Consider the following 25,612-nt stretch of genomic DNA (forward strand, 5'->3'; position numbering starts at 1 on the left):
TCGCGCTGGTCGCGCTGGTCGCGCTGCAGAGCGATCAGCGGCGAGACGACGACGGCGGGACCTTTTTCGCAGCAGCGCGGGGACCTGGTAGATCGCCGACTTGCCCGACCTGGTGGCAGCACGGCCAGCACGTCGTGGCCAGCCACGGGCCACGTGCTCCATGGCGTCAAGCTGCTCTGGACGCAGCTCGGGCCAGGCGAAGGTGTCGGCGGCGATGCGCCGCAGACCGTCACGGATGCTCACGTACCCCGGCCATCCACCGGGTCCCCGACCGCCCATGACCTCGGGGAACCCGACAGCCGTGCGGCACGACGAGCAGGCTCCGGGTGACTACGAGGAGTAGCAGCTATACACAAGGAGTAGCAGTCTGCTTCTCGGCGTTTGGTCGTCGCGCGGGTGGCCACCTCTGCATCGTGAACATCCTGCTGTGGCACGTGCACGGCTCCTGGACCACGGCGTTCGTCCAGGGCCCGCACCGGTATCTCCTGCCGACGCTGCCCGAGCGTGGGCCATGGGGCGGGGGTCGGCCCGCGGCGTGGAACTGGCCTGCAGACGCTGTCGAGATGGCTCCCGCCGACCTCGCCGATGCCGAGGTCGACGTGGTCGTCGTCCAGCGCCCGGAGGAGCTGGAGCTCGCGGAGGACTGGCTCGGCCGCCTGCCCGGGCGGGACGCGTCGGTGATCTATCTGGAGCACAACGCGCCCCGCGGGCACGCTGCCACCAGCCGGCACCCGATGGCCGACCGGGACGACATGACGGTGGTCCACGTCACGCACTTCAACCAGCTGATGTGGGACTGCGGCAGCACGCCCACCACGGTCGTCGAGCACGGGGTGGTCGATCCCGGTCACCGCTACACCGGTGAGCTCCCGGCCGCCGCCGTCGTGATCAACGAGCCGGTGCGCCGCAACCGGGTCACGGGGACCGACCTCCTGCCGTGGTTCGCCCGTACCGCCCCGCTCGACGTGTTCGGCATGGGTACCGACGACCTGGGTACAGCGATCGGGGCGGACGCGTCTACGCCCGTGCGCGGTATGGGCGACCTGCCCCAGCACCGGATGCACGCCGAGATGGCCCGTCGACGGGTGTACCTGCACCCGTTGCGCTGGACCTCGCTGGGTCTGTCGCTCATCGAGGCCATGCATCTGGGCATGCCGGTCGTGGCGCTGGCCACCACGGAGGCACCCGAGGCCGTGCCGCCCGGCACGGGCTGCTGCTCGACCGACCCGGACCGGCTCGCCCGGGCGTTGCGCGAGCTGGTGGCCGAACCGGAGCTCGCCGAGCAGATGGGGAGGGCCGCCCGCGCTCACGCCATCGACCGTTACGGCCTGGACACGTTCCTCGCCTCGTGGGACGAGGTCCTGCGACGAACGACCGGCCGTGATCGCCTGTCCCGTAGACCAGCCCCGACCGTCACGACCGGAAGGAGCTGATATCGATGCGCATCGCGATGGTGTCCGAACACGCCAGTCCCCTCGCCGTCCTGGGCGGGACCGACGCCGGCGGCCAGAACGTGCACGTCCTGGAGCTCAGCTCGGCGCTCGCCGCTGCGGGCCACCACGTGTCGGTCTGGACCCGCCGTGACCACCCGGAGCTCGCCGACAGGGTGCCGCTGCGGCCGGGCGTCGTGGTGCGGCACGTGTCCGCTGGCCCGGCCGAACCGCTACCCAAGGACGAGCTGATACCGCACCTCCCGGCGTTCCGACGCGTGCTCGAGGCGGCGTGGGCAACCGACCGCCCCGACGTCGTCCACGCGCACTTCTGGATGTCCGGCATGGTCGCGCTGGCCGCGGCAGCGGGCCGGATTCCCGTGGTCCAGACCTTCCACGCGCTGGGCAGCGTGAAGCGTCGCCACCAGGGCAGCGACGACACGAGCCCGGAAGGGCGCGTGCGCGCCGAGCTCGCCGTCGCCCGCCAGGTCGACCGGGTGCTCGCTACCTGCACCGACGAGGTCTTCGAGCTCGCCCGCCTCGGCGCGCCACGAGGGCGTACCACCGTGGTGCCCTGCGGGGTGGATACTGACCTGTTCAACCCCGACGGCGCGGTGGCGCAGCGGTCGGACCGGCTGCGCCTGGTGGTGCTGGGCAGGCTGGTGCGGCGCAAGGGCGTCGACGAGGTGATGGATGCGCTGCGCCGCGTCCCGAACGCCGAACTGGTGGTGGCAGGGGGCGCGACCCCGCCGGCGGACGGGGCCCAGAGCACCGACGCCGACGCCGAGCGGCTGCGGTCGTGCGCCGCGCGCTTCGGCGTGGCCGATCGCGTGCGGCTGGTCGGGCCGGTGACTCGCGAGGACGTGCCCGCCCTGTTACGGTCGGCCGACGCGGTGGTGTGCGTGCCGTGGTACGAGCCGTTCGGGATCGTGCCGCTCGAGGCGATGGCCTGTGGGCGTCCGGTGGTGGCCAGCGCGGTCGGTGGGATCCAGGACACGGTGGTGGACCAGGTCACCGGCCTCCTCGTGCCGCCGCGCCGGCCGGATGTCCTGGCCGGTGCGCTACGCGAACTGCTCGGCTCGCCGACGCGCGCGAGCGCCTTCGGCATCGCCGGGCGTGCCCGGGTGCTGGCCCGCTACGACTGGGTGCGGGTCGCCGCGGCCACCGAGGTGGTCTACGACGAGGTGATCGCCGCCCGCAGCGGCCGGATCAGCGCGGGCGCAGACGCCGCCGAGCTCGGGACGGCGGACGCGGAGACGGCAGGGGTGGCTCGGTGACCCCCGCGGCCGCGCCGGCCACGGTTCCCGTCGACGGTCCGGTGACGCTCCTGGGCGACCACGTCGACCGACTCACGCAGGCGCTGCCCGCGCTGCGCCGGGCCAGCCCCACGCTCGCCGGCTGGGGCAGGGATCTCGCCACCCGCCTGCTGGGCGGGGCGAGGCTGCTGACCGCGGGCAACGGCGGCAGTGCCGCGGAGGCGCAGCACCTGACGGCGGAGCTCGTAGGGCGCTTCGACCGGGAACGACGCCCGTTCTCGGCGATCGCGCTGCACGCGGACACGTCGAGCCTGAGCGCGATCGGGAACGACTACGGCTACGTGCAGGTGTACGCCCGGCAGGTGCGTGGCCACGCCCGTGCCGGCGACGTCGTCATGCTGTTCTCCACGAGCGGTCGCAGCCCGAACCTGCTCGCGGCCGCCGGCGCGGCGCGTGAGGTCGGCGCGACGAGCTGGGCGCTGACCGGGCGGGGACCGAACCCGCTGGCCCGCGTGTGCACCGATGCCGTGTGTCTCCCCGGAGATACCGCCACTGTCCAGGAGATGCACCTGGTGGCGCTGCACATGGTGTGCCGGGCCATCGAGGAGGCCGTCGAGGGCCGGGGCCTTGGCCGATAGTCACGGTGAGTAGTAGCGCACACAAAGAGTAGCAGTTGTGCCGGAGGGGTTTATCGGCGCCGGGCTCGGAAACCTCTTCTCCCGTGATCGTCCAACGTGCACCGGCGGCCGTCCTCTTTGACCGGGACGGCACGCTGGTCCTCGACGTGCCGTACAACCGGGACCCGGCCATGGTGCGGCCTGTTCCGGGAGCGCGTGCGGCCCTGGACCTCCTGAGTGCCGCGGGGATACCCGTCGGCGTGGTGACCAACCAGTCCGGCATTGCGCGAGGGCTGATCAGCACGGAGCAGGCCGAGGCGGTGAACCGGCGCGTCGACGAGCTCCTCGGGCCGTTCGCCGTGTGGCAGGTGTGCCCGCACGGTCCCGCCGACGGGTGTGCCTGCCGCAAGCCACGGCCCGGGATGGTGCTCGCCGCTGCGCAACAGCTGGGCCTTCCGCCCGATCGCATCGCGGTCGTCGGTGACATCGGGGCTGATGTCGAGGCCGCCGCCGCGGCAGGTGCCTCCTCGGTGCTCGTGCCCACCCCGGTGAGCCGACCGGAGGAGGTGGCGGCGGCTCCGGTCGTCCGGGCGGACCTGGTCGGCGCCGTGCGGCACCTGCTCGCGCCCGTGGGTGTCCGGTGACCCGGCGCGTCCTCGTCGTGCGGCTCGACGGGGCCGGTGACGTCCTGCTCACCGGCCCCGCGGTCCGCGCCGTCGCCGCTGCGTCGGACACGGAGGTGTCGCTGTTGTGTGGGCCGGACGGCGAGGCGGCCGGCCGGCTCCTGCCCGGCATCAGGCGCGTCATGGTGTGGACGAGCCCGTGGACGGTGAGCCCCGCTCCTCCCGTACAGGCGGCCGATCTGCACCTCGTGGTCGCGGAGCTCGCCGGACACTCCTTCGACGAGGCGGTGCTGCTCACCTCGTTCCACCAGTCGCCGCTGCCGACCGCGCTGCTGCTGCGGCTCGCCGGGATCGGCCGGATCACCGGCGCCTCGGTCGACTACCCCGGATCGTTGCTCGACGTGCGGCTGCGACCCGGGGACGGGCCTGGCGACGACCTGCCGGAGAACCTGCCGGAGCCGGAGAGGGCACTCGCGATCGCCCGCGCGGCCGGGTTTCGGTTGCCCCATGGCGACGACGGCAGGCTCGCGGTGTGCACTCCGCCACCGGTGGGCAGGGTGCTCGGGCCGGTCGCGCACCGCCCGTACGTCGTGCTGCATCCCGGCGCCGCGGTGCCGGCCCGGCGCTGGCCGGTCGAGCACCACCGCCGCGCCGCCCGGATGCTCGAGCGCCTCGGCCTGCCGGTCGTCGTGACCGGCGGGTCCGGTGAGCGCGGCCTCACCGCCGCCGTCGCCGACGGGTGCGCCCTCGATCTCGGCGGCCGTACCGACCTGGGTCAGCTCGCGGGCGTGCTGGCCGGGGCCGTCGCGCTCGTTGCCGGCAACACGGGTGCGGCGCACCTGGCTGCCGCCGTCGGCACACCCGTGGTGTCGCTGTTCGCGCCGGTCGTACCCGCTGCGAAGTGGCGCCCGTACAAGGTGCCGCAGATGCTCCTCGGCGATCAGGCAGCGCCCTGCCGCGACAGCCGCGCCCGCGACTGCCCTGTGCCCGGCCACCCCTGCCTCAGCAGCGTGGCACCCGAGGAGGTCGTGTCCGCGGTGCGCCGTCTCTACCCACTCCTCGGCAGGACCGGCACGGGCCGGACAGGCAGGACGAACGACACGTGACGGAAGGACAGCCATGACGGAGACCCTCGAGGCCCCCACGGCGACCGGTCGCGCGCCGCGGCAGGTCGGGAGCGTGCTCGTCACCGGCGCCGCGTCTGGCCTCGGCCGGGCGGTCGCCCACGCGGTGGCCGCTGCGGGCGGGCGCCCGTTGCTGGTCGACCGCATCGTGGTCGACGCCGGTCCAGAGCTCGGGAATGCGCTCTCGACGGTTACCGACCTCGCTGACGGCCGGGCGAGCGAGGAGGCCATCCGCGAGCTCGTCGACGCGGCGGGCGGGCTCGACGCCGTGGTCACAGCGGCGGGCACCGACAGCTGTGGCGCGCTCGGCGACGTGCCGGCCGCCGACTGGGAGCGGGTGGTGACGGTCAACCTGCTCGGCACCGCCGCGGTGATCCGCGCCGCGCTGCCCGCCCTCAAGGCGAACCGGGGCCGGGTGGTCACCGTGGCCTCGACCCTCGGCCTGCGCGCGCTCCCGGACGCGTCGGCCTACTGCGCCTCCAAGTTCGGGGTGGTCGGGATGACCCGGGCGCTCGCCACCGAGCTTGCGGGTGAGGTTGGTGTGACGCTGCTCGTGCCCGGTGGCATGGACACGGCGTTCTTCGACGGCCGGCCGGAGCAGTACAAGCCGGGGCCCGACGCGCAGCTCAACGATCCGGCCGAGGTCGCCGACGCCGTCCTGTACGCGCTGACCCGCCCGGAGGGCTGCGAGGTGCGGGAAATGGTCGTGTGCGCATCGAGCGAGCCGTCATGGCCCTGATCGATGGGGCCCTGATCGATGGGGCCCTGACGGATCCGGGGCCCGGGCGCCCGGGTCCGTTCGACGCCGGCCCACCGGATCCGGCGCCCGCCGCCGCGCGCCCGCGGACGGCCGGGCTCGGCCGCCCCGGCGCCGATCGCGGCGCTCCGGTCGATCTCGGTGCGGCCCGGCGCATCCTCGCTGTCCGGGCCGACAACATCGGCGACGTGGTCACCACGACACCGGCGCTGCACGCGATCCGCGCCGCCGCCCCGCACGCGCGGCTGGACCTGCTCGCCTCTCCGGTCGGGGCGGCGGTCGCGCCGATGATCGACGGCCTTTCCGGTGTGCTGGTCGTGTCGCCGTCCTGGCAGCAGCTGTCGTGCGCGCCTGGTGCCACGTCCGGCGAGCGTGCACTGCTCGACCGGCTCACCGCGGAGCGCTACGACGTGCTGTTCGTGTTCACCTCGTTCTCGCAGTCGCCCTGGCCCGTGGCGCACCTCGGGCTCCTGGCCGGCATCGGTACGCGCGTCCTGCACTCGCGGGAGTTCGGCGGCGCCGTGGCCACGCACTGGGTGACGCCCCCGCCGGACACGACCCACCAGGTCGACCGGGCGCTGCACCTGCTGGCCGCCGTCGGTGTCCCGGACCGTGGCCAGGCGCCATTCCTGCAGGTGCCGCCCGACGCGGAGGATGCGGCCGCGCAGCTGCATCCGCCCGGCGCCTTCGCCGTGCTCGCCCCCGGCGCGTCCTGCGCTGCCCGTCGGTACCCGCCCGAACGGTTCGCCGCGGCCGCGGCGCAGCTGGCGCAGGCCGGGCTGCCGGTGCTGGTGGCCGGTGCCGCGGGCGAGGGCACGTTGGTTGCGCGTGTCGTCGAGGCGGCCGCGCATCCCGAGGTGGCGCCCGTGCCGCCGGTGCCGCTCCCGGTGTTCACCGCGCTCCTGCGGCGCGCCGCCGTCGCGATCACCAACAACTCCGGCGGCATGCACCTCGCCGACGCGGTGCGCACCCCGGTCGCGGTCACCTTCGCAGGCACCGAGCTCCCCGGTGACCTGCAGCCCCGGTCGGTGCCCGCTGCCCTGCTCGCGCGCCCGGTCGCCTGCTCGCCCTGCCGCCAGCTGCAGTGTCCCTTCGATCACGAGTGCCTCGACGTGACCGCGAGCGACCTCGCCGCCGCGGCCGTGGCGCTGGCCGCCGCACCCGCATCCCCTGAGGAGGACCGATGGATCGTCCCGTCGACCCCCTGACAGCCCCGATCGCCGTGGCCCGGCCGGTCCCGGCCGCCCTCGCCGGTCACATCGCCGAGCGCGCCCCACGGATCGTCGTGGTCGGTGATGCCCTGCTCGACGAATGGCTCTCCGGGCCGGCCCGCAGGCTGGGCCGCGACGGGCCCGTGCCCGTAGTGGAGCTCGCGGAGAGCCGCTCAGCGCCTGGCGGCGCGGGTAACGTCGCCGCCAATCTCGCGGCACTCGGCGCGTCGGTCGAGCTGGTGGCCGTTCTCGGCACCGACGCCGACGCCGCGACGCTGTGCGGGCTGCTGCAGGACGCCGGTGTGCGCACCGCGCACTGCGTCACCGAGCCGGGCCGCCGCACGGCGGTCAAGCGCAGGCTGGTGTCGGCGGGTCAGGCCGTCGCGCGCTACGACGACGGGCCGGACGCCCCGCCCGCGCCGTCGACGCGCGCCGCGGTCGCGGGGGCGCTGGGCACCGCCGTCCACAGTGGGGTGGACGCCGTGCTGGTGGCCGACTACGGCCTCGGCGCGGCGGCCGCCGAGGTGCGCGCGGCACTCGAGGCATTGCGACCGAACGTGCCACTGCTCGTCGTCGATGCCCGCTCACCTGCGGCTTGGGCGCGCTTGTGTCCCGACGTCATCACGCCGAACGCGGCCGAGGCGGTGGCGCTCATCGCCGCCGAGCCTGCGGTGCCGGTCCCGGCGCCGCTGCACGCTCCGCCCGTGTCCCCTGCGTCGGCGCGCACCGAGTGGGCTCTGCGCGACCGGCACGCGCTCGTTGCCGCGGCAGGCGGGGCCGACGTGCTGGTCACGCTGGATATCGACGGCGCGCTGTGGCTGCCCGCCGACCCGGGCGCGGAGCCGCAACTCACCACCGCCCGTCCGGGCGCGATGGCCAGGGCATGCGGTGCGGGCGACACGTTCGCCGCGGCCTACACCGCCGCTCTCGCGGCGGGCATTCCGGCGGAGGGTGCGCTGGTGCTCGCGCAGAGCGCCGCCGACGTGGTGGTGGACCAGGACGGCACGGCCGTGTGCTCGACCGGCGCGCTCACCGCACGGCTGGCCGCTGCCGACCGCGGTGGCCTGCTCACCCACCGGGACCTGCTCGCGATCGTCGCCGACCAGCGCCGGCGCGGGCAGCGGATCGTGTTCACCAACGGTTGCTTCGACGTGCTGCACCGGGGCCATGTCGCGTACCTCCGGCAGGCGAGGGCGCTCGGCGACGTGCTGATCGTGGCGTTGAACAGCGATGAGAGCGTGTCGCGGCTCAAGGGTCCGGAGCGCCCGGTGAACCCGCTGGAGGACCGAGCCGGCGTGGTGGGGGCGATCGACTGCGTCGATCTCGTCACCGCGTTCACGCAGGACACCCCGGCCCGACTGATCGAGATGGTGCGGCCCGACGTCTACACCAAGGGGGGCGACTACACCCCGCAGATGCTGCCGGAGACGCCGATCGTCGAGCGTCTCGGCGGTGAGGTGCGGGTGCTCGACTACCTGTCCGACCACTCCACCACGGCGATCGTGGGTCGGATCCGGGCGGGCCGGTCATGAACCCCGATCTGGACGTCCTCGTCCCGACCCGCGACCGGCCCGTCGAGCTCGCGACCACACTGGCCGGGCTCGCCGGGCAGGACCACCCGTTCGGTGTGGTCGTGAGTGACCAGTCCACAGGTGCGGCCTCCTACGAGACGCCGCCCGCGCAGACGATGCTGCGGGTGCTGCGCGCTGCCGGGCGCCCGGCGCGGGTGGGTCGCCACCTTCCGCGTCGGGGGCTCGCGGAGCACCGGGCGGCCCTCCTGGCTCGCTCGACCGCGCGGTACGCGCTGTTCGTCGACGATGACGTGTGGCTGGAACCCGGCACGGTCGCCCGGCTGCACGAGGCCATCGTGGAGCTGCGGTGCGGGCTCGTCGGTGCCCCGGTCCAGGGCCTGTCCTACCTGGACGACCACCGGCCAGACGAGCTGATGCCGTTCGAGCGCTGGCGCGGTCGTCCCGAGCCGGAGCAGATCGATCCGGGCACACCGGAGTGGCAGCGCTTCACGCTGCACAACGCGGCGAACCCGGTGCACCTCGCGGAGCGACACGTCCGGCCGGGGGAGCGCTGGGTGCCGTACAAGATCGCCTGGGTGGGGGGATGCGTGCTGTACGACCGCAGGGAGCTCGACTCCGTGGGCGGGTTCGGGTTCTGGCCTCTCCTGCCCGCGAGGCACTGCGGTGAGGACGTGCTCGTGCAGCAGCGGGTGCTGGCCCGCGCCGGTGGCGCCGGGATCCTCCCCTCGGGCGCGTACCACCTGGAGTCGCCCACGACGGTGCCGGACCGGACGGTGCAGGCGCGCGACGTGGTGGGCGCCCAGTTCGCCGGGAGCCCGCGGTGAGCCCAGGCGTCGGGCGGGAGGTGGGCGGACGGCGCAAAGGCGCGGCGCGCCGGGTTGTCGTCATCGGGGACACGCTGCTCGACATCGACGTCGAGGGCAGTGTCGACCGGCTGAGCCCCGACGCGCCCGCGCCCGTGCTCGCCGTCCAGGGGGAGCGGGACCGGCCCGGTGGTGCCGGCCTGGCCGCCGTGCTGGTGGCGGGCCGCGGCGTGCCGGTCCGGCTCGTCACCGCGCTCGACGACGACGAGCCTGCCGAGCGGCTGCGCGAGCTGCTTGTCGGTGCGGTCGACGTCGTCGCCGGTCCAGCGAGCGGCGGCACCGTGGTGAAGTGCCGGCTGCGGGCAGGCGGGCGGTCGATGCTGCGGACCGACCGCGGTGAGGGCAGGCCCGTGGCCCACTTCGCCTGCGGCCTCGACCTGGACGCCGCGTTGGCCGGGGCGGGCGCCGTGCTGGTGTCGGACTACGGCCGCGGCGTCGCGGCCGATCCGGACGTGCGCGCCGCCCTGACGCGGGCCGTCGCCCGGCGGGTGCCGGTGGTGTGGGACCCGCACCCGCGGGGCGCGGATCCGATACCCGGCGCCACCGTCGTCACCCCGAACCTGGCGGAGGCACGCGGCGCCGCCGGTGGTGGCGCCGTCCCCGGTTCCGGGGTGCCCGCCGCCCTCGAACTGGCCGCACGCCTGCTCGGGCGCTGGGAAGCCCGCGCGGTGGCCGTCACGCTCGGCGGGTCCGGTGCGGTGGTGCGGCATAGGCACGGGGCCTGTTCCGCCGCCCCCGCGCCCGTGGTCGACGAGATCGACCCGTGCGGGGCGGGTGACCACTTCGCCGGCGGGGTCGCCGCCGCCCTGGCCCTCGGCGCGACGGTGGACGACGCCGTGGCCGAGGCCGTGGTCGGGGCGGCGGGTTTCGTCGCGCGGGGCGGTGGTGCCGCTGTGCGCCGCGAGGGGGCGCGTTGGATCCAGCCCACCGAGACGGTGGCCCCGGCGCTGCTGCCCGCCGTCACCGGCCTGGCCGCCGCAGTGGCACTGGCGGAGCAGGTACGGGCTGGGGGCGGAACGGTCGTCGCCGCCGGTGGCTCGTTCGACCTGCTGCACACCGGCCACACCGACACACTCGAGGCCGCCCGTGCACTCGGCGACTGCCTGCTGGTACTCGTCAACTCCGACGAGTCGGTGCGCAGGCGGACCGGGCCGGGAGGCCCGGTGGTCCCGCTGGCCGAGCGGGTGGCCGCACTGTCGGTGCTCGAGTGCGTGGACGCCGTGGCAGTTTTCGATGCCGACGACCCGCGCCTCGTCCTCGAGGCGCTGCGGCCGGACCTCTGGGTCAAGGGAGGCGACCATGACCCGGCGGAGTTGCCCGAGACCCCCCTCGTCCGGTCCTGGGGCGGAGAGGTCGTGGCGGTGCCTTACCAGGCGGCTAGGACAGTGGTGTCGGCGCCCGCCGGGCAGCGAGCTGCAGTTCCGGTTCGTCCACGACAGCGGGGCGCGGAGCGACGGCCATCGCGGCCGTGACGGTGGAACGGGAGAACGAGGAGCTCGTGCGGCTGGAGATAGCCGATGTTCCGGCTGGAAGAGCCGACGGTCCTGCGCCCGACGGCGGCACCGGCATCGCCGCCTACGGAGTAGCGAGGCGGGGGATGCACCGGGGTACCCCGCGCTGGTCAGCAGCCTGTACGTCCGCCGGCCCGACGACTGGAGGATGGCCTTTCATCAGCAGACCCCTCGTTCATAGGTTCCCGGGCAAGGCGCTGCGCCGCCGCGACCGCCCGGAGGACCTTGTCGACCCCGACCGCCAGCAGGGCGGGGTCGGGATCCTCGGCGAAGGGGTCGCCGCGGCGGACGGTGGCATCGCCCAGAGCGAGGTGCGGACCGTCCGGCGGCGGTCCCCACTGCGCGGCGTCGACCGGGCCGAACAGCGTGACCGACGGTGTACCGAACGCCGCGGCGAGGTGCGCGATCCCGGTGTCCCCGCTCACCACCACGGCCGCTCCGGCGACGAGGGAGCAGAGTCGCACGAGGTCGGTGCGCCCGGCCAGTACCCGGTGAACGGGGAGCCCTGCGATGAGCGCGACGGAACGCGCGAGTGGGCGCTCGTCGACCGTGCCCGTGAGGAGCACGTGCCGCCCGGCACGGTCGAGCGCCGCCGCGAGCTCACCGAAGCGCGGTGCGGGCCAGCGCTTCGCCCCGAACCGGGCACCCGGGTGCACGAGCACCGGCGCCCCGGCTCTCCCGGCGTGGACATGGCCGGGTGTGGGCAGTCGCAGGTCGGTGGGGTCGGCCGGGACGCTGTGGTGCTCCAGCAACGCGCACCAGCGTTCCCGCTCGTGAGGGTGCCGCGCTGCGACATCGTCCCAGGCCGGCCCATCCCAGCCCGGGGCGCGGAAGCCCACCCGGCGCCGGGGTGCGAGGGCGTCGAGTGCGCGGTGGCTCTGCGGGCCGGTGCCGTGCAGGTTGACCACGAGGTCGGGCGGTGGTCGGTCCCACCGCAGTCCCGCGGGGTCGGGGGTCGGGAGCAGCTCGTCCACAGCGCCGGTCCACTCGACGAGCGGGGCCATCGCCTGCGGAGTGGCCAGCACGATCCGGTGTTCGGGGTGGGCGCGCCGCAGCGCGCGCAGCGCCGGTACCGCCACCAGGAGGTCCCCGAGGTGAAGCGCCCGCAGCGCCAGCACGATGTTCTCGTCCACCCGGCGTGCTTACCCGCCGGGGCCGGGGGTAACCGGGTCACCATGGTCGCGACCCCCGCCGCGGTGCCGGTGGAGCAGACGGTGGGCGTGCCCGGCGTGCCCGGCCCGGTCCGCAGGATCGCGGTGCTGCGCTGCAACGCGCTCGGGGACTATCTGATGGTCACGCCGGCGCTGGCCGCGCTTCGCGCCCGCTTCCCCGAGGCCGAGCTGACGCTGCTCGGGGCGCCGTGGCACGAGAGCTTCCTCGCGGGCCGGCCCGGCCCGGTGGACCGCGTGCTGGTGGTGCCGCAGGTCGACGGCCTGGCCGGGCAGCCGTCGGGCGTGCCGCCGGTGTCCGCGCTCGCGGGCTTCCTGGCCACGGCGCGCACGGACGGCTACGACCTGGCCGTCCAGTTGCACGGGGGCGGCGCCGCGTCGAACCCACTGGTCCGGGCGCTCGGCGCGCGCTGGTCGGTCGGGTTGCGGGCCTCTGGCGCCCCGCCGCTGGACGCCACCGTGCCCTACCGGTACTACCAGCCCGAGGCCGACCGGTTCCTCGAGGTGGTGCGGCTGGTCGGTGCCGACGGCCCGGCTGACTACCCCCTACTGGCCGTGTCGGACGCGGAACGGGACGCTGCCGCCGCACTGCTGCCGAGCGACCGGCCGTGGGTGGCGATACATGCCGGTGCCACCGACCCCCGACGCCGGTGGCCGCCCGAGCGCTTCGCCGCCGTCGCCGATGCGCTGACCGCCACCGGTGCCCGCCCGGTGCTCGTCGGGTCGGCGGCGGACGCCGGACCGAGTGCCGCCGTCGCCGCCGCGGCGGTGGGGCCGGTGACCGACCTGACCGGGCGGACCGACCTCGGGACGCTCGCCGCCGTGCTGAAGCGTTGCGCCGTCGTCGTCGCGAACGACTCCGGCCCGCTGCACCTGGCCAGGGCGGTCGGCGCGGCCACCGTGGGGCTGTACTGGTGCGGGAACGCGATCAACGCGGCCCCGCCGACCCGAACCCGGCACCGTCCGCTGCTGAGCTGGACCGTGCACTGCCCGGAGTGCGGTGCCGATTGCAGCACGGCCGGTCATCCGCATCGGCCCGGCGAGGGATGCGAGCACCGGCCGTCGTTTCTGGGCCAGATCCCGGTACGCGAGGTGCAGGAGGAGGTGTCGGACCTGCTCAGTGGGGTAACCGCCGCGCCATGGGCGCCCGAAGGGACGCGGACCGGACGGACACCGAGCCGGTTGACGCGGGCAGCGCCGACATACGACCCACGGGCCGAGGGTCGCTGACCTTCGTCGGCACGGCGACGACCGTGCTGCGCCTCGGCGGCTTCACGCTGCTCGAACCCGCCACCGTGGTGCCGGTGCACTACGACGACTACGGGGTCTTTCGGAGCCCGCTGGTGGACTTCGTCGCCGAGATGCGCCGCCGGGGCCACGACGGGCGGCTGCGTCCGGTGGTCCGCGGCGACACGGTGGAGCTCACCGCCTTCCCGCACCGCTGACCGGAGGATGACCAGGAGGACCACCGATGGACCGTGAGCCGACCGCTGTCGGGATCAACCGCACGCAGGACGGCTCGGTGGCCGTCGCGACGGGGCCGTCCACGGTGTACAGCCTGCAGAAAGAGCGGCTGACCCGGCGCAAGCACCACTGGGGACGCCTCGGCGACCTGCAGACGCTCTACCGGCCGCGGCTGGCGGCGTTGCGCGAGCCCGTGGACGTGGTGGTGGAGTGCTTCTCCTCCGATGACGAGGTCAAGCACATCGACGCCTACCACCAGGAGGTTCGCGACACGCTCCGGTTCCGTGACGAGCCGTGGATCGTCACGATCTCGCACCACCTCTCCCACCTCTACAGCGCTTTCCCACCGTCCCCATTCTCGTCGGCAGCCGGGATGATCATCGATGGGCAGGGCAGCCCGGTGCGCGACTTCACCGAGTTCTGTGGTTTCGGGGAGGAGACCCCACCGGACATGCTGGAGGTCTCCTCGTTCTACCGGTGCGAGCGCGGACGGCCCCCCGAGTGTTTCGCCAAGCAGCTCTGGGACGGCGACTGGGACCGTCCCGCCGGCCTGGGCTGCTTCTACTACCTACTCACCCGGTTGATGTTCACCGGGGAGGGCAGCGAGGGAAAGGTGATGGGACTCGCGCCGTTCGGCGACCCGGAGGCGTCCGGGCTTCCCGGCCTCGCCGTCGACGGGCACCGCGTGTTGATCCCGCAGGAGTGGCTCGACGTCTTCGCGCAGCGCGAGCGCTTCTCCCACTTCCTCGGCGGCCCTGGCTCCTTCGCCGACTGCGCGAATCTGGCCGCGGAGGGCCAGCGTGCGTTCGAGCGGGCGTTGCTGCAGGTCACGGCGTGGCTGCACGAGCAGACGCGCATGGACGACCTGGTGTTTGCGGGCGGCACCGCCCTGAACTGCTCCGCCAACGGCCGCATCCTGCGCGAGACCGCCTTCCGCGACGTCTTCATCCCGCCCAGCGCCCACGACGGCGGGACCGCGCTGGGCTGCGCGCTCTACGGGATGACCGAGTGCCTCGGTGAGCCGAGCGGCTTTCGGTGGACCGACGACTTCCTCGGGCCGGAGCCTGACGCCCTGGCGCTCCGCGACGTCACGCAGGCCGCGGCGGCCGAGCCCGGGCTGGTCGTCGAGCGTCCCGCCGACCTCGCGGGACGCGTCGCCGAGCTCCTCCACGACGGGTTCGTCGTCGGCGTCCACCAGGGCCGCAGTGAGTCAGGGCCCCGTGCACTGGGCAACCGCAGCATCATCGGCGACGCCCGCCACCCCGCGATGCGCGACTTCATCAACTTCCGGGTGAAGGGCAGGGAGTGGTTCCGGCCGCTGGCGCCACTCGTCCTCGCCGAGGCTGCGCCGACGATCTTCGAGGTCGACCGCCCTGCACCGTTCATGCAGCTCGCGATCGACGTCCGGCCCGAGCACCGCGATACGCTTCCCGCCATCACGCACGTCGACGGCACGGCCCGCATCCAGACGGTCGAGCCGGATCACACACCGTTCCTGCATGCTCTGCTCGACGCGTTCGCCCGGCGGACGGGGTGCCCCGTCCTGGTCAACACCTCGCTGAACGGGAAGGGCGACCCGCTGACCGAGTCGCCGGAGGACTCACTGGCCTGTCTGACGGGCACAGCGATGCATGCGCTGGTGATGCACCCGTACCTGATCCGCAAGCGCGACGCGTCTCCGGTGCCGCCCGCCTGGACGCCCCCCAACGGGACGCCATAGGCGCTACCGCGGCGACCCGTCCCCGAGGCGGTCCAGCACGTTGTGGGTCAGCTGCTCCACCTCAGGTGACCTGCCCGCCGCGAGCACGCGGGGCCAGTCGGTCGTTGCGGCGGTGAAGACGGTGCCGCCCGGCGTGTGCAGGCCCATGGTGGCGGCCCGGTTGCCCAGGCCCCATCCGCTGCCGCCGGCGTCCCCGACGCCCAGGATCGTGAAGTCGTGAGGGGTGCCGTCGTCACCGGTCGGCTCCGCCGGGCGGCCGCGCGCGAGCCGCCCGCGGTCGAAGTGGGCGCCGTCGCACTCGTAGCCCACCAGGTACTCGGTGGGCCCGCCCCCGACGACCGCACCGTCACCCAGGCCGGTGCCGGCATAGACCCAGTGGTCGGCGTGCTGCACCCGGTACCCGACCGGCTGCGGGTGGTCGTCGCGATCGCGCTCGCCGCCGTTGCGAAAGCTCACCCCGGTCAGCAGGTTCTCGGGGCGGTCCGGTCCCGCCGGGTCCGACCAGGTGGCCACGCGCCGGAACGAGCTCTGGTCGTCGAACTCCACCCGCCACCAGCAGCTGTTCCCGCCGAAGAAGGCGACGTTGCCGCCGCCCTGCACGAACCGCTCGGTGTGCTCGCGCATCGCGTCGGACCAGTACTCGTCGTGCCCTGCGCCGACGAGCAGGCGGTGCCGGTCGAGCAGCCGGGGGTTCCGGTGCAGGTCGAGGTCCGTGCAGTAGTCCACGTCGTATCCGCTGCGTTCGAGCCAGGAGACGAAGGGTGCGTCCCAGTGCACGAAGGTCTGGCGCGGGGTCGGGTCGAACGGGTCGAAGTTGCCGATGTCCCACGGGGTGCCGCCCGTGCCGCCCCCGGGCCGGCGCACCGACACCGACGGCGGCGTCGGCGCCGGGAGCGAGCCGGGCGCGGGAACGGAGTAGAGGCACCAGGAGGGCCCGCGACGAGGAGCGCCGAGGTTGTAGGCGTGGTAGGTCAGCAGGGGCAGCTTGTAGAGGATCGGTGCCCGCGGCTGTGCGGCGCGCACGACGAACAGGGCCTGTGCGCTCCGGGCATCGGGAACGGGGACGGCGGGCGGGCGCAGCGGGTTGCCGCGGCCGTCCCCCTCGACGAGCACCGCCAGATAGATCCCCGGCCGGGATCCGGTGGGGATGTCGAGGGGGTAGCCGGTCCAGCCCGCCAGCTCCGCACCGTGCAGTCCGATTCCCGGCCGCCCCCAGTCCTGGAAGGGCAGATGATGCGGCGCGTGCCCGCCGTCGAGCCACCCGGACTCCGCCACAGGCTCCAGCTGGGCGCCGCAGCGGTGCAGCACGACCCGGAACGCCGGCGCGTCGGTGGACACCCGCAGGACCAACCGGCCGCCGGGCACGACGCTGGTCTCGTCCGGATACCCCTCGATCACCCCCGCGGTGTTCCCGTGCTGGGCCGCCCGAACCCGACGGTTCCCGAGCAGCCGGCGCGGTTAGCAGCACGTCGTGGAGACCGCCGAGATCGACCTGGACGCGCTGCGCCGCGAGGCGGCGTCCTGCACCAGATGCGAGCTCTACGAGCCCGCCACCAGACTGTGTTCGGGGAGGGCCCGCCGACGGCATGGCTGATGCTGGTGGGCGAGCAGCCGGGTGACAAGGAGGACATAGCGGGCAAGCCGTTCGTCGGTCCGGCCGGCCGCGTCCTCGACACGCTGCTGGAGCGCGCCGGTATCGCGCGCGCATCCGCGCCTGCCGCCCCTGGCTGGACTGCGAGCTTGCCGCGGTGCGGCCGGACGCGGTGGCGACCCTCGGCGCCATCGCCGCCAAAGACGCTCCTCGGTCCGAAGTTCCGGCTTCACGAGCCAGCGGGGGCAGATGCTCGACTGGGAGGGCCGCCGGCTGGTGGCGACCTGCACCCGTCGGCGATCCTGCGGGGCCCGGTTTAGGCCCGGGACGAGGCGCTGGCCGCTCTGGTGGCCGACCTGCAGGTGGTGGCGGCGCTGCGTCCCTGAGTACGCGCCCTGGCGGTCAGGTGAGGCTTGCCGGTTCGCCGCCCACCTGGATGTCGAGCTCGCCGTCGCGGGCGTCCACCCGCACGTGGCTGCCCGGCGGCAGCTTGCCGGCCAGCAGGAGGCCCGACAGCCGGTTGTCCACCTCGCGCTGGATGGTGCGCCGCAGGGGCCGTGCCCCGAACTCCGGCTGATACCCGAGCTCTGCCAGCCGCCGTACTGCCGCGGGCGTGAACTCGACGGTCACGTCCTGCGCGCCGAGCCGGCGCCGCGTCTCCTCCAGCAACAGGTCGGTGACCGTGGCGAGCTGCTCGGGGTCGAGCCTGCGGAACACAACGGTCTCGTCGATGCGGTTGAGGAACTCCGGGCGGAACACCTCCCGCAGCCTGGGCATCAGCCGGTCGCGGAGCGCGGCGTCATCCTGCTCGGCCGTATCGGCCGGGCTCCCGAAGCCCAGGGCCGCGCCGCGGCTGGTGACCAGCTCCGAGCCGACGTTGCTGGTCATGATGATCACGCTGTTGCGGAAGTCGACCGTGCGGCCCTGCCCGTCCGTCAGCCGCCCGGCGTCGAGCACCTGGAGCAGCACGTTGAACACATCCGGGTGCGCCTTCTCGATCTCATCGAGCAGCAGCACCGAGTACGGCCTGCGCCGGACGGCCTCGGTGAGCTGGCCCGCTTCTCCGTAGCCGACGTAGCCAGGCGGCGCCCCGATCATCCGCGCCACGGTGTGCCGCTCCCCGTACTCGCTCATGTCCAGGCGCACCATCCGGTCCTCCTCACCGAACAGCGCGACGGCGAGCGCTCTGGCCAGCTCGGTCTTGCCGACGCCGGTCGGGCCGAGGAACAGGAAGCTGCCGACGGGACGGTCCTCGTCGCCCAGCCCCGCCCGGGAGCGCCGGATCGCCTCGGCCACGGCGGTCACGGCCTCGTCCTGGCCCACCACGCGGATGTGCAGCTCCTGCTCAAGCCGCAGCAGCCGGTCGCGTTCGGACTCGGTGAGCTGGGCCACTGGCACGCCTGTCTGGCGCGAGACGACGTCGGCGATCTCGGTGACCCCGACCTCGGGGACGCTGTCGTCCATGCTGTCCGCCGAGGTGAGCCTCCTGCGCAGCTCGGCGATCTGGTCGCGAAGCTCGGTGGCGCGCTCGTACTGCTCGTCGGCCACGGCTTGGTCCTTGTCCCGCTCGAGCTGTTCGAGGCGCTGTTCCAGCCCACGCAGGTCGGTCGACGGCGTACCGGTGCGCAGCCGCACCCTGGCCCCGGCCTGGTCCATCAGGTCTATGGCCTTGTCCGGCAGGAACCGGTCGGTGACGTAACGCTCGGACAGCTCGACGGCGGCGCGCAGTGCGTCCTCGGTGTAGCGCACCTGGTGGTGGGCCTCGTAGCGGTCGCGGAGCCCGTGCATGATCTCCACGGCGTCCTCGTAGCTCGGTTCGGGCACCATGACCGGCTGGAACCGGCGGGCGAGCGCAGCGTCGGACTCGATGTGCCTGCGGTACTCGTCGAGGGTCGTGGCGCCGATGACGTGCAGCTCGCCGCGTGCGAGGGCGGGCTTGAGCATGTTGCCCGCATCCATCGAGCCACCGGTCTCGCTGCCTCCGCCGCCCGCGCCGACCATCGTGTGCAGCTCGTCGATGAAGACGATCAGCTCGTCGCCGTGGGACCGGATCTCGTCGATCAGCGCCCGCAGCCGCTCCTCGAAGTCGCCCCGGTACCGGGTGCCGGCGACGACCCCGGACAGCTGGAGCTCGACGACCCGCCGCCCCGCGAGCATGGAGGGCACGTCGCCGTCGACGATGCGCTGGGCAATGCCCTCCACGATGGCGGTCTTCCCCACGCCGGCCTCGCCGATCAGCACCGGGTTGTTCTTGGTACGCCGCGACAGCACCTCGATCGTCTGCTCGATCTCGTCAGCGCGCCCGACGACGGGATCCAGCCTGCCGCCGCGCGCCGCGGCGGTCAGGTCCTGGCCGAACTGGTCGAGGGTCGGGGTGCTCGACGGTGCACCGGGCCCGGCCTGCGGGGCGCGCGGCGCGCCGGAGGGCTGCGCGCCGGGTTGGTGCGGGTCGAAGCCGGGCGGGCCGCCGGGGGAGAAGCGGGCCTGCGCGAGCAGCCTGCCGGCGGCGGACTCGGTGTTGGCCGCGATAGCCAGGAGCACGTGCTCCGGCCCGATGTAGGTGGAGCCGAGCGAGCGTGAGACCTGGTGGCCGTCGAGGAGCGCGCGCTTCGCGGCGGGCGTGAGGCTGGGAGCGCGGCCGGTCGGCTCGCTGCGGTGCAGTCGCTCGTCGAGCATCCGGGCCATCGCGTCCGGGTCGACGCCGGCGCGGCTGAGCCACTGCCGGGCCGTGTCGATCCCGGTGGCCGCGAGCAGCAGGTGCAGCGCGTCGAGATCCGTGTCGCCACGGTCGACGGCCTCCTGCGCGGCGGCGGTGACGAGCTCGCGCGCCCCGGCGCTCATCAGCCGGGTGAGGTCGATCCGCTGCACGGGGCCGCGGGGACCGCCGGCGCCCGACCCGAGGTAGCGGGCGAGGAACTCGTCGAACGAGCCGGGCTCGTCCGGCCCGTTGAAGCCGGTCATCAGAAACACCTTCCCGTCGGATGCAGTTCGCGCCGAAGCGTTCCCGTGCCGCCGCCCGCGAAACGATTGCCGGTCGGGTGCTCGGGTAGCGAAAGGACATGGGCGGAGAGGCGAGGCAACAGGTGTGCGACGAGTTCCTGCAGGACGTGGTGGCTGAACTGACGACGCACGACCTGCGAGTCCGCGGTCTCGACGTGACCGCCACCGTCGACGGTGGCGTCGTCCACCTGCGCGGGGACGTGGATCGGGTCGAGCAGCTCGCCCTGCTCCGGCAGCTGGTCGGGCGCATCGCGGGGGTGCTGGCGATTTGGGACCGCGTGCGCGTGGCGGGCCGGGACCCGGTGATCCTCGATCTGGGTTGTGGTGACCAGCGGCAGTACCCCAGCAACTACGGGGTGGACCGCAGGCGCACGCCGTCGGTCGCGGCGCTGGCCGACGTCTCCCGGCCGTTGCCGTTCCGCGACGCCGGCGTCGACAGGATCTTCGTGGTGCACGTGCTCGAGCACCTGATCGACTTCCTGCCGCTGGTGGACGAGTGTCACCGGATCCTGCGGCCCGGCGGCGTGCTGCACGTGCTCTCGCCGTGGTGGAAGCACGTCAACGCGGTGGCGGACCCCACCCACGTCCGGCTCCTGGACACCCAGACCGTGAAGGGGATCTGCTCGAGCCCTGGCCGTCCGGTGTGGCACCCCCTGCACGTCGGCCGCGACGACGCCACGGTGTTCGCCGACCTCACCCCGGCGGCTCCCGGCGACGAGCCCGACCCGCGTCAGCTCGCCCGGTTCTTCGACTGACCCGCCAGCCTACTGATCTTGCCAGCCGACCGGCTCCGGGTGGTAGCCGTAGGCTGCCGCGCGCACCTGGTCCTCGTCCCGCCGGCAACGCAAACGGTGGAACCCCAGATCCTCGATGGTCGGAGAGTGGCACGCCTGCCGCGTTCACGGATTCAAGCTCGTGCGCAGGCGCCGCTCGTTGATCGCGCATCTCCTTGTCTGTGCACGACCAACAGGTTGTCGGAGACCGGCAGCCGGGACACCGCGAGATCGAGCAGGGCGATGTTGTAGGGCGCGAAGTTAGAGGTCGATACGACGATCTTCGGCAATGGCATTCTGCTTGAAGAAGAAGGAATGGTCCTCGACCTCGACCGGCTCGCCCTTCGGCTGCCATCCTTGCCCGGCCATCGGCAGCCGCCCCAACTGTTCGCGCTTCTTCGTGTCCACGCTGATCACTGTCTCGCCACCGGCCTGATGGTCCTTGACCTGCTCGTTGATGTAGCGAAGCTGTGCTCCCGATCCGGATGCTGGGCGCCTTCCAGGGTCTTGGCGTTGGCCTGCAGACTGAATCCGGCCGACTTCAACAGCCGACCCACCGTAGGGGCCGACACCGGTGGCCCTGCCGGGTCAGCTCCTCGGCCAAGTGCCGCAACGACTTAGTCGTCCACCGCAACGGCGATTCCGGATCACCCCGCTCGTCCGGCTCGACCAAGCACTGGCCGAGATCTGGAACGCCGAGGACAAGCACCACGCCCTCGACGCCGTGAGCAGCTTCAAGGCTGCTTACGGCGCCAAGTTCGGCAAGGCCGTCGCGAAGATCACCGATGACCTCGAAGTACTGCTCGCGTCTTGACTATTGCTCGCTGAATTCCGCTGGCGTGCATGATGCTCTTGCCCCCGGGGGAAACCTCCGGGCCATGGGTAACACGCAAGTCCGCCCACGGGGTCGCGCCCTTTCCGTCAGCCGCGCCTTGATCTCCTGTGTGGTGGGCCTCGTCATCGGCGGGCTCGTGGCGGTCTTCGAGGGGCCGGAGCTGTTTCTCCTCGCCGCTTGGGCCGGGGCGGCGACTGTTGCTCTGATCTGGGTGTGGCGCATCAGCTGGCCTCAGGACCACAGGGGAACCGAGCTGCTCGCCGAGGAAGAGAGCCGATCTCGTTCCACCGACGGGGGCGTATTGCTCGCGGCCGTCGCCAGCCTGGGTGCAGTCGTGTTCGCGCTGGTCCGTACCAGCGACGGGCGGGACGCGGCGGCGGTCGCGGTGACCGTCCTCAGTGTTTACACCGTGCTCGCCTCCTGGGCCCTGGTGAACACGGTTTTCGCGCTGAAGTACGCGCGTCTTTACTACGTCGACGAGGATGGCGGCATCAACTTCAGGCAGGACCGGCCGCCCGCCTACAGCGACTTCGCCTACATGGCGTTCACCATCGGTATGTCCTACGCCATTTCTGAATGCGAACCCACCACTACCACCGCTCGGAAGGTCGCGCTCGGGCACGCCTTGCTGTCGTATGTCTTCGGTACCGGCGTCATCGCCATGGCCATCAACCTGGTGTCCAACCTGGGCCAGCGGTCGTGACAGGTCGGCCGGGCGGCTCCCGGCCCCGCGAGTCGAACCGGACCGTCCCCTCGTAGGCGGTTGCCGAGCGGTTGCGGCGGCCGATGATGAGCATCAGGCGCAGATGAAGATGCCGAGGACCCCGGCGACGATCACGCCCCACTTGAGCCAGCCGAGCAGCTCACCCGCGAGCTCGTCGAGCCCCGGTGGGGCAGAAGGTGGTGGGTTGGTTGGGAACGGCGGCTCTGAGAGTGATCATGGTGTCCTTCCTCGCGGGGACTGCGGCCCGCCCGGCCGTAGCTGCCGGGCGGGCCTGGGCCGGGGAGCGGCGCTCCAGGGCGGCGCACAGGTCGAACAGGGCCGCGGCATAGCGCCGTAATGAGCGAGGCATCTCCGTCCGGGGGAGGGTGGGCAGGCCGCGTACCTCGTCGAGCGGGGTGGCGAGGTCACGCCAACGGCTGACGAACGGCAGCACAACGACCGCGGCCGCATGCGGCTCCAGGAGACGCAGCCGGGCGGTCACCGGGCGGCTCGGTCCTGACGCGTCCGCCGCCGTAACCGCCAGCACTGGCTTGCTCCCGGTCGCGGCGGCCACGAGCTGTGCCGCGCGGCCGGCTCGGATCAAGGAGTCGCCGGTGGCCCGGCAGACCAGCACACCGACCGGACGTCCGACGAACACTCCACCGTCTACGGCGCCGATAGCGGTGGCGACCGTTGTAGCGCCGATTCCACCCGCGACACCGGCAACGTCGCGTAATCGGCGCCTCCGTCGGCCCGGTAACCGCGGCCATCGACCCACCTCCCTTCCTTTCGGGGGAAGCGTCCGGTCGGGGTTCGGTCGGGACGTGGCTGTCGGCACGGCGGCCTTGTGGTCGCGCGGTGACCACGGCGCACGCCACGAGGGAGCAACACGCGGCTGCACGCTTGGCCGATGTGATCAACGCCGGTACGTGGTGCCCGGACCGTCGAGATGCGAGGAGCGTCGGTGGCAGAAGGTCGAGAACCTGTGTTGCCCGGTCTGCCGTCACGCGGTGCGCGCCAGCGGCCGGGCTATTGGCGCATGGCCGACGGCCCCGTGCCCTCCTGGCCACACACTGACGGCCGCGCACTGTGCCGAATCAGGACCGACGACGACGCGAAAGTCGCCGATCCCGTACCACGGCATGCCGTGCGCTCCACGCCGCGGCACAACGGGCCGGCCGGGCCCGCAGCGCCTCACCTCTCCTGAGCTGACAGCGCTGCGGCCACACACACTCCCCGCGCGGGGAGCGTGACGCCATCGGCCTTGTCCAGGTCACCACGTACGTCTGGAACCGCAGACACGCTGTTCGCCGCCTCGGCTGCTCTCGGGGAGCGCCGCGGCCCCACATCAATGGCCCCGCCGACAATCGCTTGCTCGCCGGCCAGGTCGTCCGCAGCGTGCCGGACGAGCGGCGTAGGCCTGCAGCAGGTGGCCGGCGAACCACACGAGGGTGGGTCCGGACGTGTCCATCCCCGGCGTCAGGCGCAACGACTCGTAGGCCGTGTCGACGCAGCGCACGAAGAGCACGCGTTCCTCCTCGACGGCGGCGGTGAAGGAATCGGCGGCGTCCTAGTCCTGGCGGGTGGGAGCGGTCCTCGTCATGACCTCTCCTCCGACGGCTTCTCGTACGACGATGGTCAGCCCTGTTGCTGCTGCTGCTCGCACGCACGTTGCCGGTGGCACGACGAACACCGCGGCCGTGAGTCGGCCCGGGAGGACAGGGCGGCCGGGGGCCCTGGTGGTCGTCCTGCGGTGCCGAGACCGCCTGACCCAGTTGGCCGGGCCAGGCCGGTGCCCGGGTGGCCGCTCTCCGCCAGCGTGGAGCAGACCACGACGTAGGGGAGGACCCGGTGCAGGACGTATGACAGGCGAGGCCTGGGACCGCGACCTCGGCCGGCCCAATCGCTCACACGGCGCTAGCCGACGGAACCCCGGTCTACAAGCCCGACGACGCCGACGCGGATCAGATCGCCGCACTCCACGAGGGCGGTGTCGTGCTCGCCGTCGGGCGGGAGGCCCTGCGCGAACCCCCCGAGCCGGAGCGCCCCCGGGTGCGCTCCGACGGATCCGTCGTGGAGAGCCCGCTCGAGGCCCGGCTGCGCCGCGCCTGGGACCGGCTCACGAACCGCTGACCGAGAGGGGGCATCCATGGATACCGAACGGTTCACCGAGCTCGTCGCCGGGCTCGCCGGCACCGACCGTGAGGGCGCCGGACGCGCCACGGAGGCCGTGCTGAGCACGCTGGCCGAGCACCTCACCCGGGGCGAGGCCGCCGACGTGCTGGAACGGCTCCCGGCGGAGCTGCAGCCGTACCTGCACACTCCGGGGCCTGCCCAGCGGTTCGGCGTCGCGGAGTTCGTGCGCCGGGTGGCAGACCGGGAGGGGGTCGACCCGTCCACCGCGGAACGGCACGCGGCCGCGGTGCTCATCGTGCTCCGCCAGGGGATCGGTGACGACGAGTTCGCCGACCTCACCGCGCAGTTGCCCCGCGAGTACGGCCCGCTGCTGTCGGGCCGTTCCGCGATGGATCCCGCCGAGGCGTTCCTGGCCCGGGTCGCCCAACGCGCCGGCACGAGCGTCGAGCAGGCGGGCCGCCTCACGTCCGCGGTGCTGGAGACACTCGCCCAGCGGATCGCGCCAGGTGACGCGGCCGACCTCGCTGCCCAGCTGCCGGTGGCCCTGCAGGAACCCCTTCGCCGCGGTGCTGCGACTCCGGATCACCGGATGCGCATGACGGACTTCGTGATCCGGGTGGCTGAGCGTGCCGGGCTCGACCTGGAGGACGCGGTGCGGGGAATCCCTGCTGTGGTCGCCGTGCTGCGCGACGACGTGGGCGACGAGTTCTTCGACGTGACGGTCCAACTGCCCGCGGAGTACCGGACGCTGTTCGAGCGCCCCGGGACGCGGGCCCGGCGCTGACAGACGAGGTCGCGCATGAGCAGCGCGGCGCGCAAGGCCGCGCAGAACGCCGTATGCCGGTCGCGGCCGCCCGCCGGTGCCGCGGTATCGCGACGACCCGGACAGCCTCGCCGGCCTCGCCGTCGCCGCCGGCCGCCGGGCGCTGCACCGCGTCACCTGGCGCCACGGCTCCCGCCGCAACCCCCGCAATCCCACCGCCGCGATGCGCTCGCGTTTCATGGCGTTGCGGGTACGACCGGCCAACCGCGACATCCCCCGCCACCCCGACGGCAGCCTCGACGAATGCTGGCTGCTCGTCGAATGGCCACCCGGAAAGCCCGAACCCACCGACTACTGGCTGTCCACCCTGCCGATCGAGACCCCGCTGCGCGACCTGGTCCGCCTGGCCAAGATCCGCTGGCGCATCGAGCACGACTACCGCGAACTGAAAGACGGCCTCGGCCTGGACCATTTCGAAGGCCGCAGCTACATCGGCTGGCACCGCCACGTCACCCTCACCGCGCTGGCACAAGC

General features: G+C 73.3%; 21 protein-coding genes and 3 pseudogenes. 20 read left to right on the forward strand and 4 right to left on the reverse strand.

Annotated elements, in window-relative coordinates:
- Positions 1 to 413: 413 nt before the first annotated feature.
- The 10 genes from ABD143_RS18240 (at position 414) to ABD143_RS18285 (ending at position 10,885) form a co-directional block, all read left to right on the forward strand.
- The gene (locus ABD143_RS18240) at positions 414 to 1,433 is read left to right on the forward strand and encodes a glycosyltransferase (RefSeq protein WP_343979420.1); all 1,020 of its coding nucleotides are present in this window, start codon (positions 414 to 416) and stop codon (positions 1,431 to 1,433) included.
- A gap of 5 nt (positions 1,434 to 1,438) precedes the next feature.
- Entirely contained in the window at positions 1,439 to 2,707 is a 1,269-nt protein-coding gene (locus tag ABD143_RS18245) for a glycosyltransferase (protein ID WP_343979424.1), read from the forward strand.
- 50 nt (positions 2,708 to 2,757) lie between these two features.
- Positions 2,758 to 3,324, forward strand: coding sequence for a D-sedoheptulose-7-phosphate isomerase (locus tag ABD143_RS18250; protein ID WP_343980282.1), 567 nt, complete (start codon positions 2,758 to 2,760; stop codon positions 3,322 to 3,324).
- 83 nt (positions 3,325 to 3,407) lie between these two features.
- Positions 3,408 to 3,947 (forward strand): D-glycero-alpha-D-manno-heptose-1,7-bisphosphate 7-phosphatase, encoded by a 540-nt coding sequence (locus ABD143_RS18255; RefSeq protein WP_343979427.1) that lies wholly within the window; start codon positions 3,408 to 3,410, stop codon positions 3,945 to 3,947.
- Positions 3,944 to 5,032, forward strand: a complete 1,089-nt coding sequence (locus tag ABD143_RS18260; RefSeq protein WP_343979430.1) for a glycosyltransferase family 9 protein — start codon at positions 3,944 to 3,946, stop codon at positions 5,030 to 5,032. The genes ABD143_RS18255 and ABD143_RS18260 overlap by 4 nt, the downstream gene beginning before the upstream one ends.
- 13 nt (positions 5,033 to 5,045) lie before the next feature.
- Positions 5,046 to 5,789, forward strand: coding sequence for an SDR family oxidoreductase (locus ABD143_RS18265; RefSeq protein WP_343979433.1), 744 nt, complete (start codon positions 5,046 to 5,048; stop codon positions 5,787 to 5,789).
- On the forward strand, positions 5,780 to 7,015 hold the full coding sequence (locus ABD143_RS18270; protein WP_343979436.1) for a glycosyltransferase family 9 protein: 1,236 nt from the start codon (positions 5,780 to 5,782) through the stop codon (positions 7,013 to 7,015). The genes ABD143_RS18265 and ABD143_RS18270 overlap by 10 nt, the downstream gene beginning before the upstream one ends.
- On the forward strand, positions 6,991 to 8,550 hold the full coding sequence (gene rfaE2 / locus ABD143_RS18275; RefSeq protein ID WP_343979440.1) for a D-glycero-beta-D-manno-heptose 1-phosphate adenylyltransferase: 1,560 nt from the start codon (positions 6,991 to 6,993) through the stop codon (positions 8,548 to 8,550). Before ABD143_RS18270 ends, rfaE2 begins: the two co-directional genes overlap by 25 nt.
- The gene (locus ABD143_RS18280; protein ID WP_343979443.1) at positions 8,547 to 9,374 is read left to right on the forward strand and encodes a glycosyltransferase family 2 protein; all 828 of its coding nucleotides are present in this window, start codon (positions 8,547 to 8,549) and stop codon (positions 9,372 to 9,374) included. The genes rfaE2 and ABD143_RS18280 overlap by 4 nt, the downstream gene beginning before the upstream one ends.
- Positions 9,371 to 10,885 carry a PfkB family carbohydrate kinase gene (locus tag ABD143_RS18285; protein ID WP_343979447.1) on the forward strand — a complete coding sequence of 505 codons (1,515 nt, stop codon included), beginning with the start codon at positions 9,371 to 9,373 and terminating at the stop codon, positions 10,883 to 10,885. The genes ABD143_RS18280 and ABD143_RS18285 overlap by 4 nt, the downstream gene beginning before the upstream one ends.
- Before the next feature lie 149 nt (positions 10,886 to 11,034).
- Here ABD143_RS18285 and ABD143_RS18290 read toward each other — a convergent pair whose 3' ends face one another.
- Positions 11,035 to 12,057: a glycosyltransferase family 9 protein gene (locus ABD143_RS18290; RefSeq protein WP_343979450.1), complete on the reverse strand. Its 1,023-nt coding sequence runs from the start codon at positions 12,055 to 12,057 to the stop codon at positions 11,035 to 11,037.
- A 42-nt stretch (positions 12,058 to 12,099) separates the two neighbouring features.
- Here ABD143_RS18290 and ABD143_RS18295 point away from each other — a divergent pair, with 42 nt between their 5' ends.
- From ABD143_RS18295 to ABD143_RS18305, 3 genes are read left to right on the forward strand one after another with little or no spacing between them, the layout of a single operon-like run.
- Entirely contained in the window at positions 12,100 to 13,323 is a 1,224-nt protein-coding gene (locus ABD143_RS18295) for a glycosyltransferase family 9 protein (RefSeq protein WP_343979453.1), read from the forward strand.
- Between the two features lie 23 nt (positions 13,324 to 13,346).
- Positions 13,347 to 13,538 carry an MBL fold metallo-hydrolase gene (locus ABD143_RS18300; protein WP_343979456.1) on the forward strand — a complete coding sequence of 64 codons (192 nt, stop codon included), beginning with the start codon at positions 13,347 to 13,349 and terminating at the stop codon, positions 13,536 to 13,538.
- 26 nt (positions 13,539 to 13,564) lie between these two features.
- Positions 13,565 to 15,277 (forward strand): carbamoyltransferase family protein, encoded by a 1,713-nt coding sequence (locus ABD143_RS18305; protein ID WP_343979459.1) that lies wholly within the window; start codon positions 13,565 to 13,567, stop codon positions 15,275 to 15,277.
- Positions 15,278 to 15,280: 3 nt separating this feature from the next.
- Here ABD143_RS18305 and ABD143_RS18310 read toward each other — a convergent pair whose 3' ends face one another.
- Positions 15,281 to 16,675, reverse strand: coding sequence for a N,N-dimethylformamidase beta subunit family domain-containing protein (locus ABD143_RS18310; protein WP_343979462.1), 1,395 nt, complete (start codon positions 16,673 to 16,675; stop codon positions 15,281 to 15,283).
- A gap of 195 nt (positions 16,676 to 16,870) precedes the next feature.
- Here ABD143_RS18310 and ABD143_RS18315 point away from each other — a divergent pair, with 195 nt between their 5' ends.
- Positions 16,871 to 17,188, forward strand: a complete 318-nt coding sequence (locus ABD143_RS18315) for a uracil-DNA glycosylase family protein (RefSeq protein ID WP_343980284.1) — start codon at positions 16,871 to 16,873, stop codon at positions 17,186 to 17,188.
- Between the two features lie 82 nt (positions 17,189 to 17,270).
- Here ABD143_RS18315 and ABD143_RS18320 read toward each other — a convergent pair whose 3' ends face one another.
- Positions 17,271 to 19,829: an ATP-dependent Clp protease ATP-binding subunit gene (locus ABD143_RS18320; protein WP_343979465.1), complete on the reverse strand. Its 2,559-nt coding sequence runs from the start codon at positions 19,827 to 19,829 to the stop codon at positions 17,271 to 17,273.
- A 98-nt stretch (positions 19,830 to 19,927) separates the two neighbouring features.
- Between ABD143_RS18320 and ABD143_RS18325 the strand changes: the two genes are divergently transcribed.
- On the forward strand, positions 19,928 to 20,623 hold the full coding sequence (locus ABD143_RS18325; protein WP_343979467.1) for a methyltransferase domain-containing protein: 696 nt from the start codon (positions 19,928 to 19,930) through the stop codon (positions 20,621 to 20,623).
- 327 nt (positions 20,624 to 20,950) lie between these two features.
- Here the strand turns inward: ABD143_RS18325 and ABD143_RS18330 are convergent.
- Positions 20,951 to 21,314: pseudogene (locus ABD143_RS18330) on the reverse strand (ISAzo13-like element transposase-related protein); the annotation flags it as partial.
- On the opposite strand from ABD143_RS18330, the pseudogene ABD143_RS18335 reads away from it, so the two are divergent.
- The 5 genes and pseudogenes from ABD143_RS18335 to ABD143_RS18355 all read left to right on the forward strand — a co-directional run.
- A pseudogene (locus ABD143_RS18335) lies at positions 21,312 to 21,446 on the forward strand (IS256 family transposase); the annotation flags it as partial. The pseudogenes ABD143_RS18330 and ABD143_RS18335 overlap by 3 nt on opposite strands.
- A 139-nt stretch (positions 21,447 to 21,585) precedes the next feature.
- Entirely contained in the window at positions 21,586 to 22,179 is a 594-nt protein-coding gene (locus ABD143_RS18340) for a DUF1345 domain-containing protein (protein WP_343979470.1), read from the forward strand.
- A 1,995-nt stretch (positions 22,180 to 24,174) separates the two neighbouring features.
- On the forward strand, positions 24,175 to 24,312 hold the full coding sequence (locus ABD143_RS18345) for a hypothetical protein (protein WP_343979472.1): 138 nt from the start codon (positions 24,175 to 24,177) through the stop codon (positions 24,310 to 24,312).
- Positions 24,313 to 24,328: 16 nt separating this feature from the next.
- Complete coding sequence (locus tag ABD143_RS18350; RefSeq protein ID WP_343979475.1) at positions 24,329 to 25,099, forward strand: DUF2267 domain-containing protein; 771 nt, start codon at positions 24,329 to 24,331, stop codon at positions 25,097 to 25,099.
- 31 nt (positions 25,100 to 25,130) lie between these two features.
- A pseudogene (locus ABD143_RS18355) lies at positions 25,131 to 25,612 on the forward strand (transposase); the annotation flags it as partial.

Origin of the sequence: Pseudonocardia aurantiaca, from assembly GCF_039526725.1 — a bacterium.
Taxonomy (GTDB): Bacteria; Actinomycetota; Actinomycetes; order Mycobacteriales; family Pseudonocardiaceae; genus Pseudonocardia; species Pseudonocardia aurantiaca.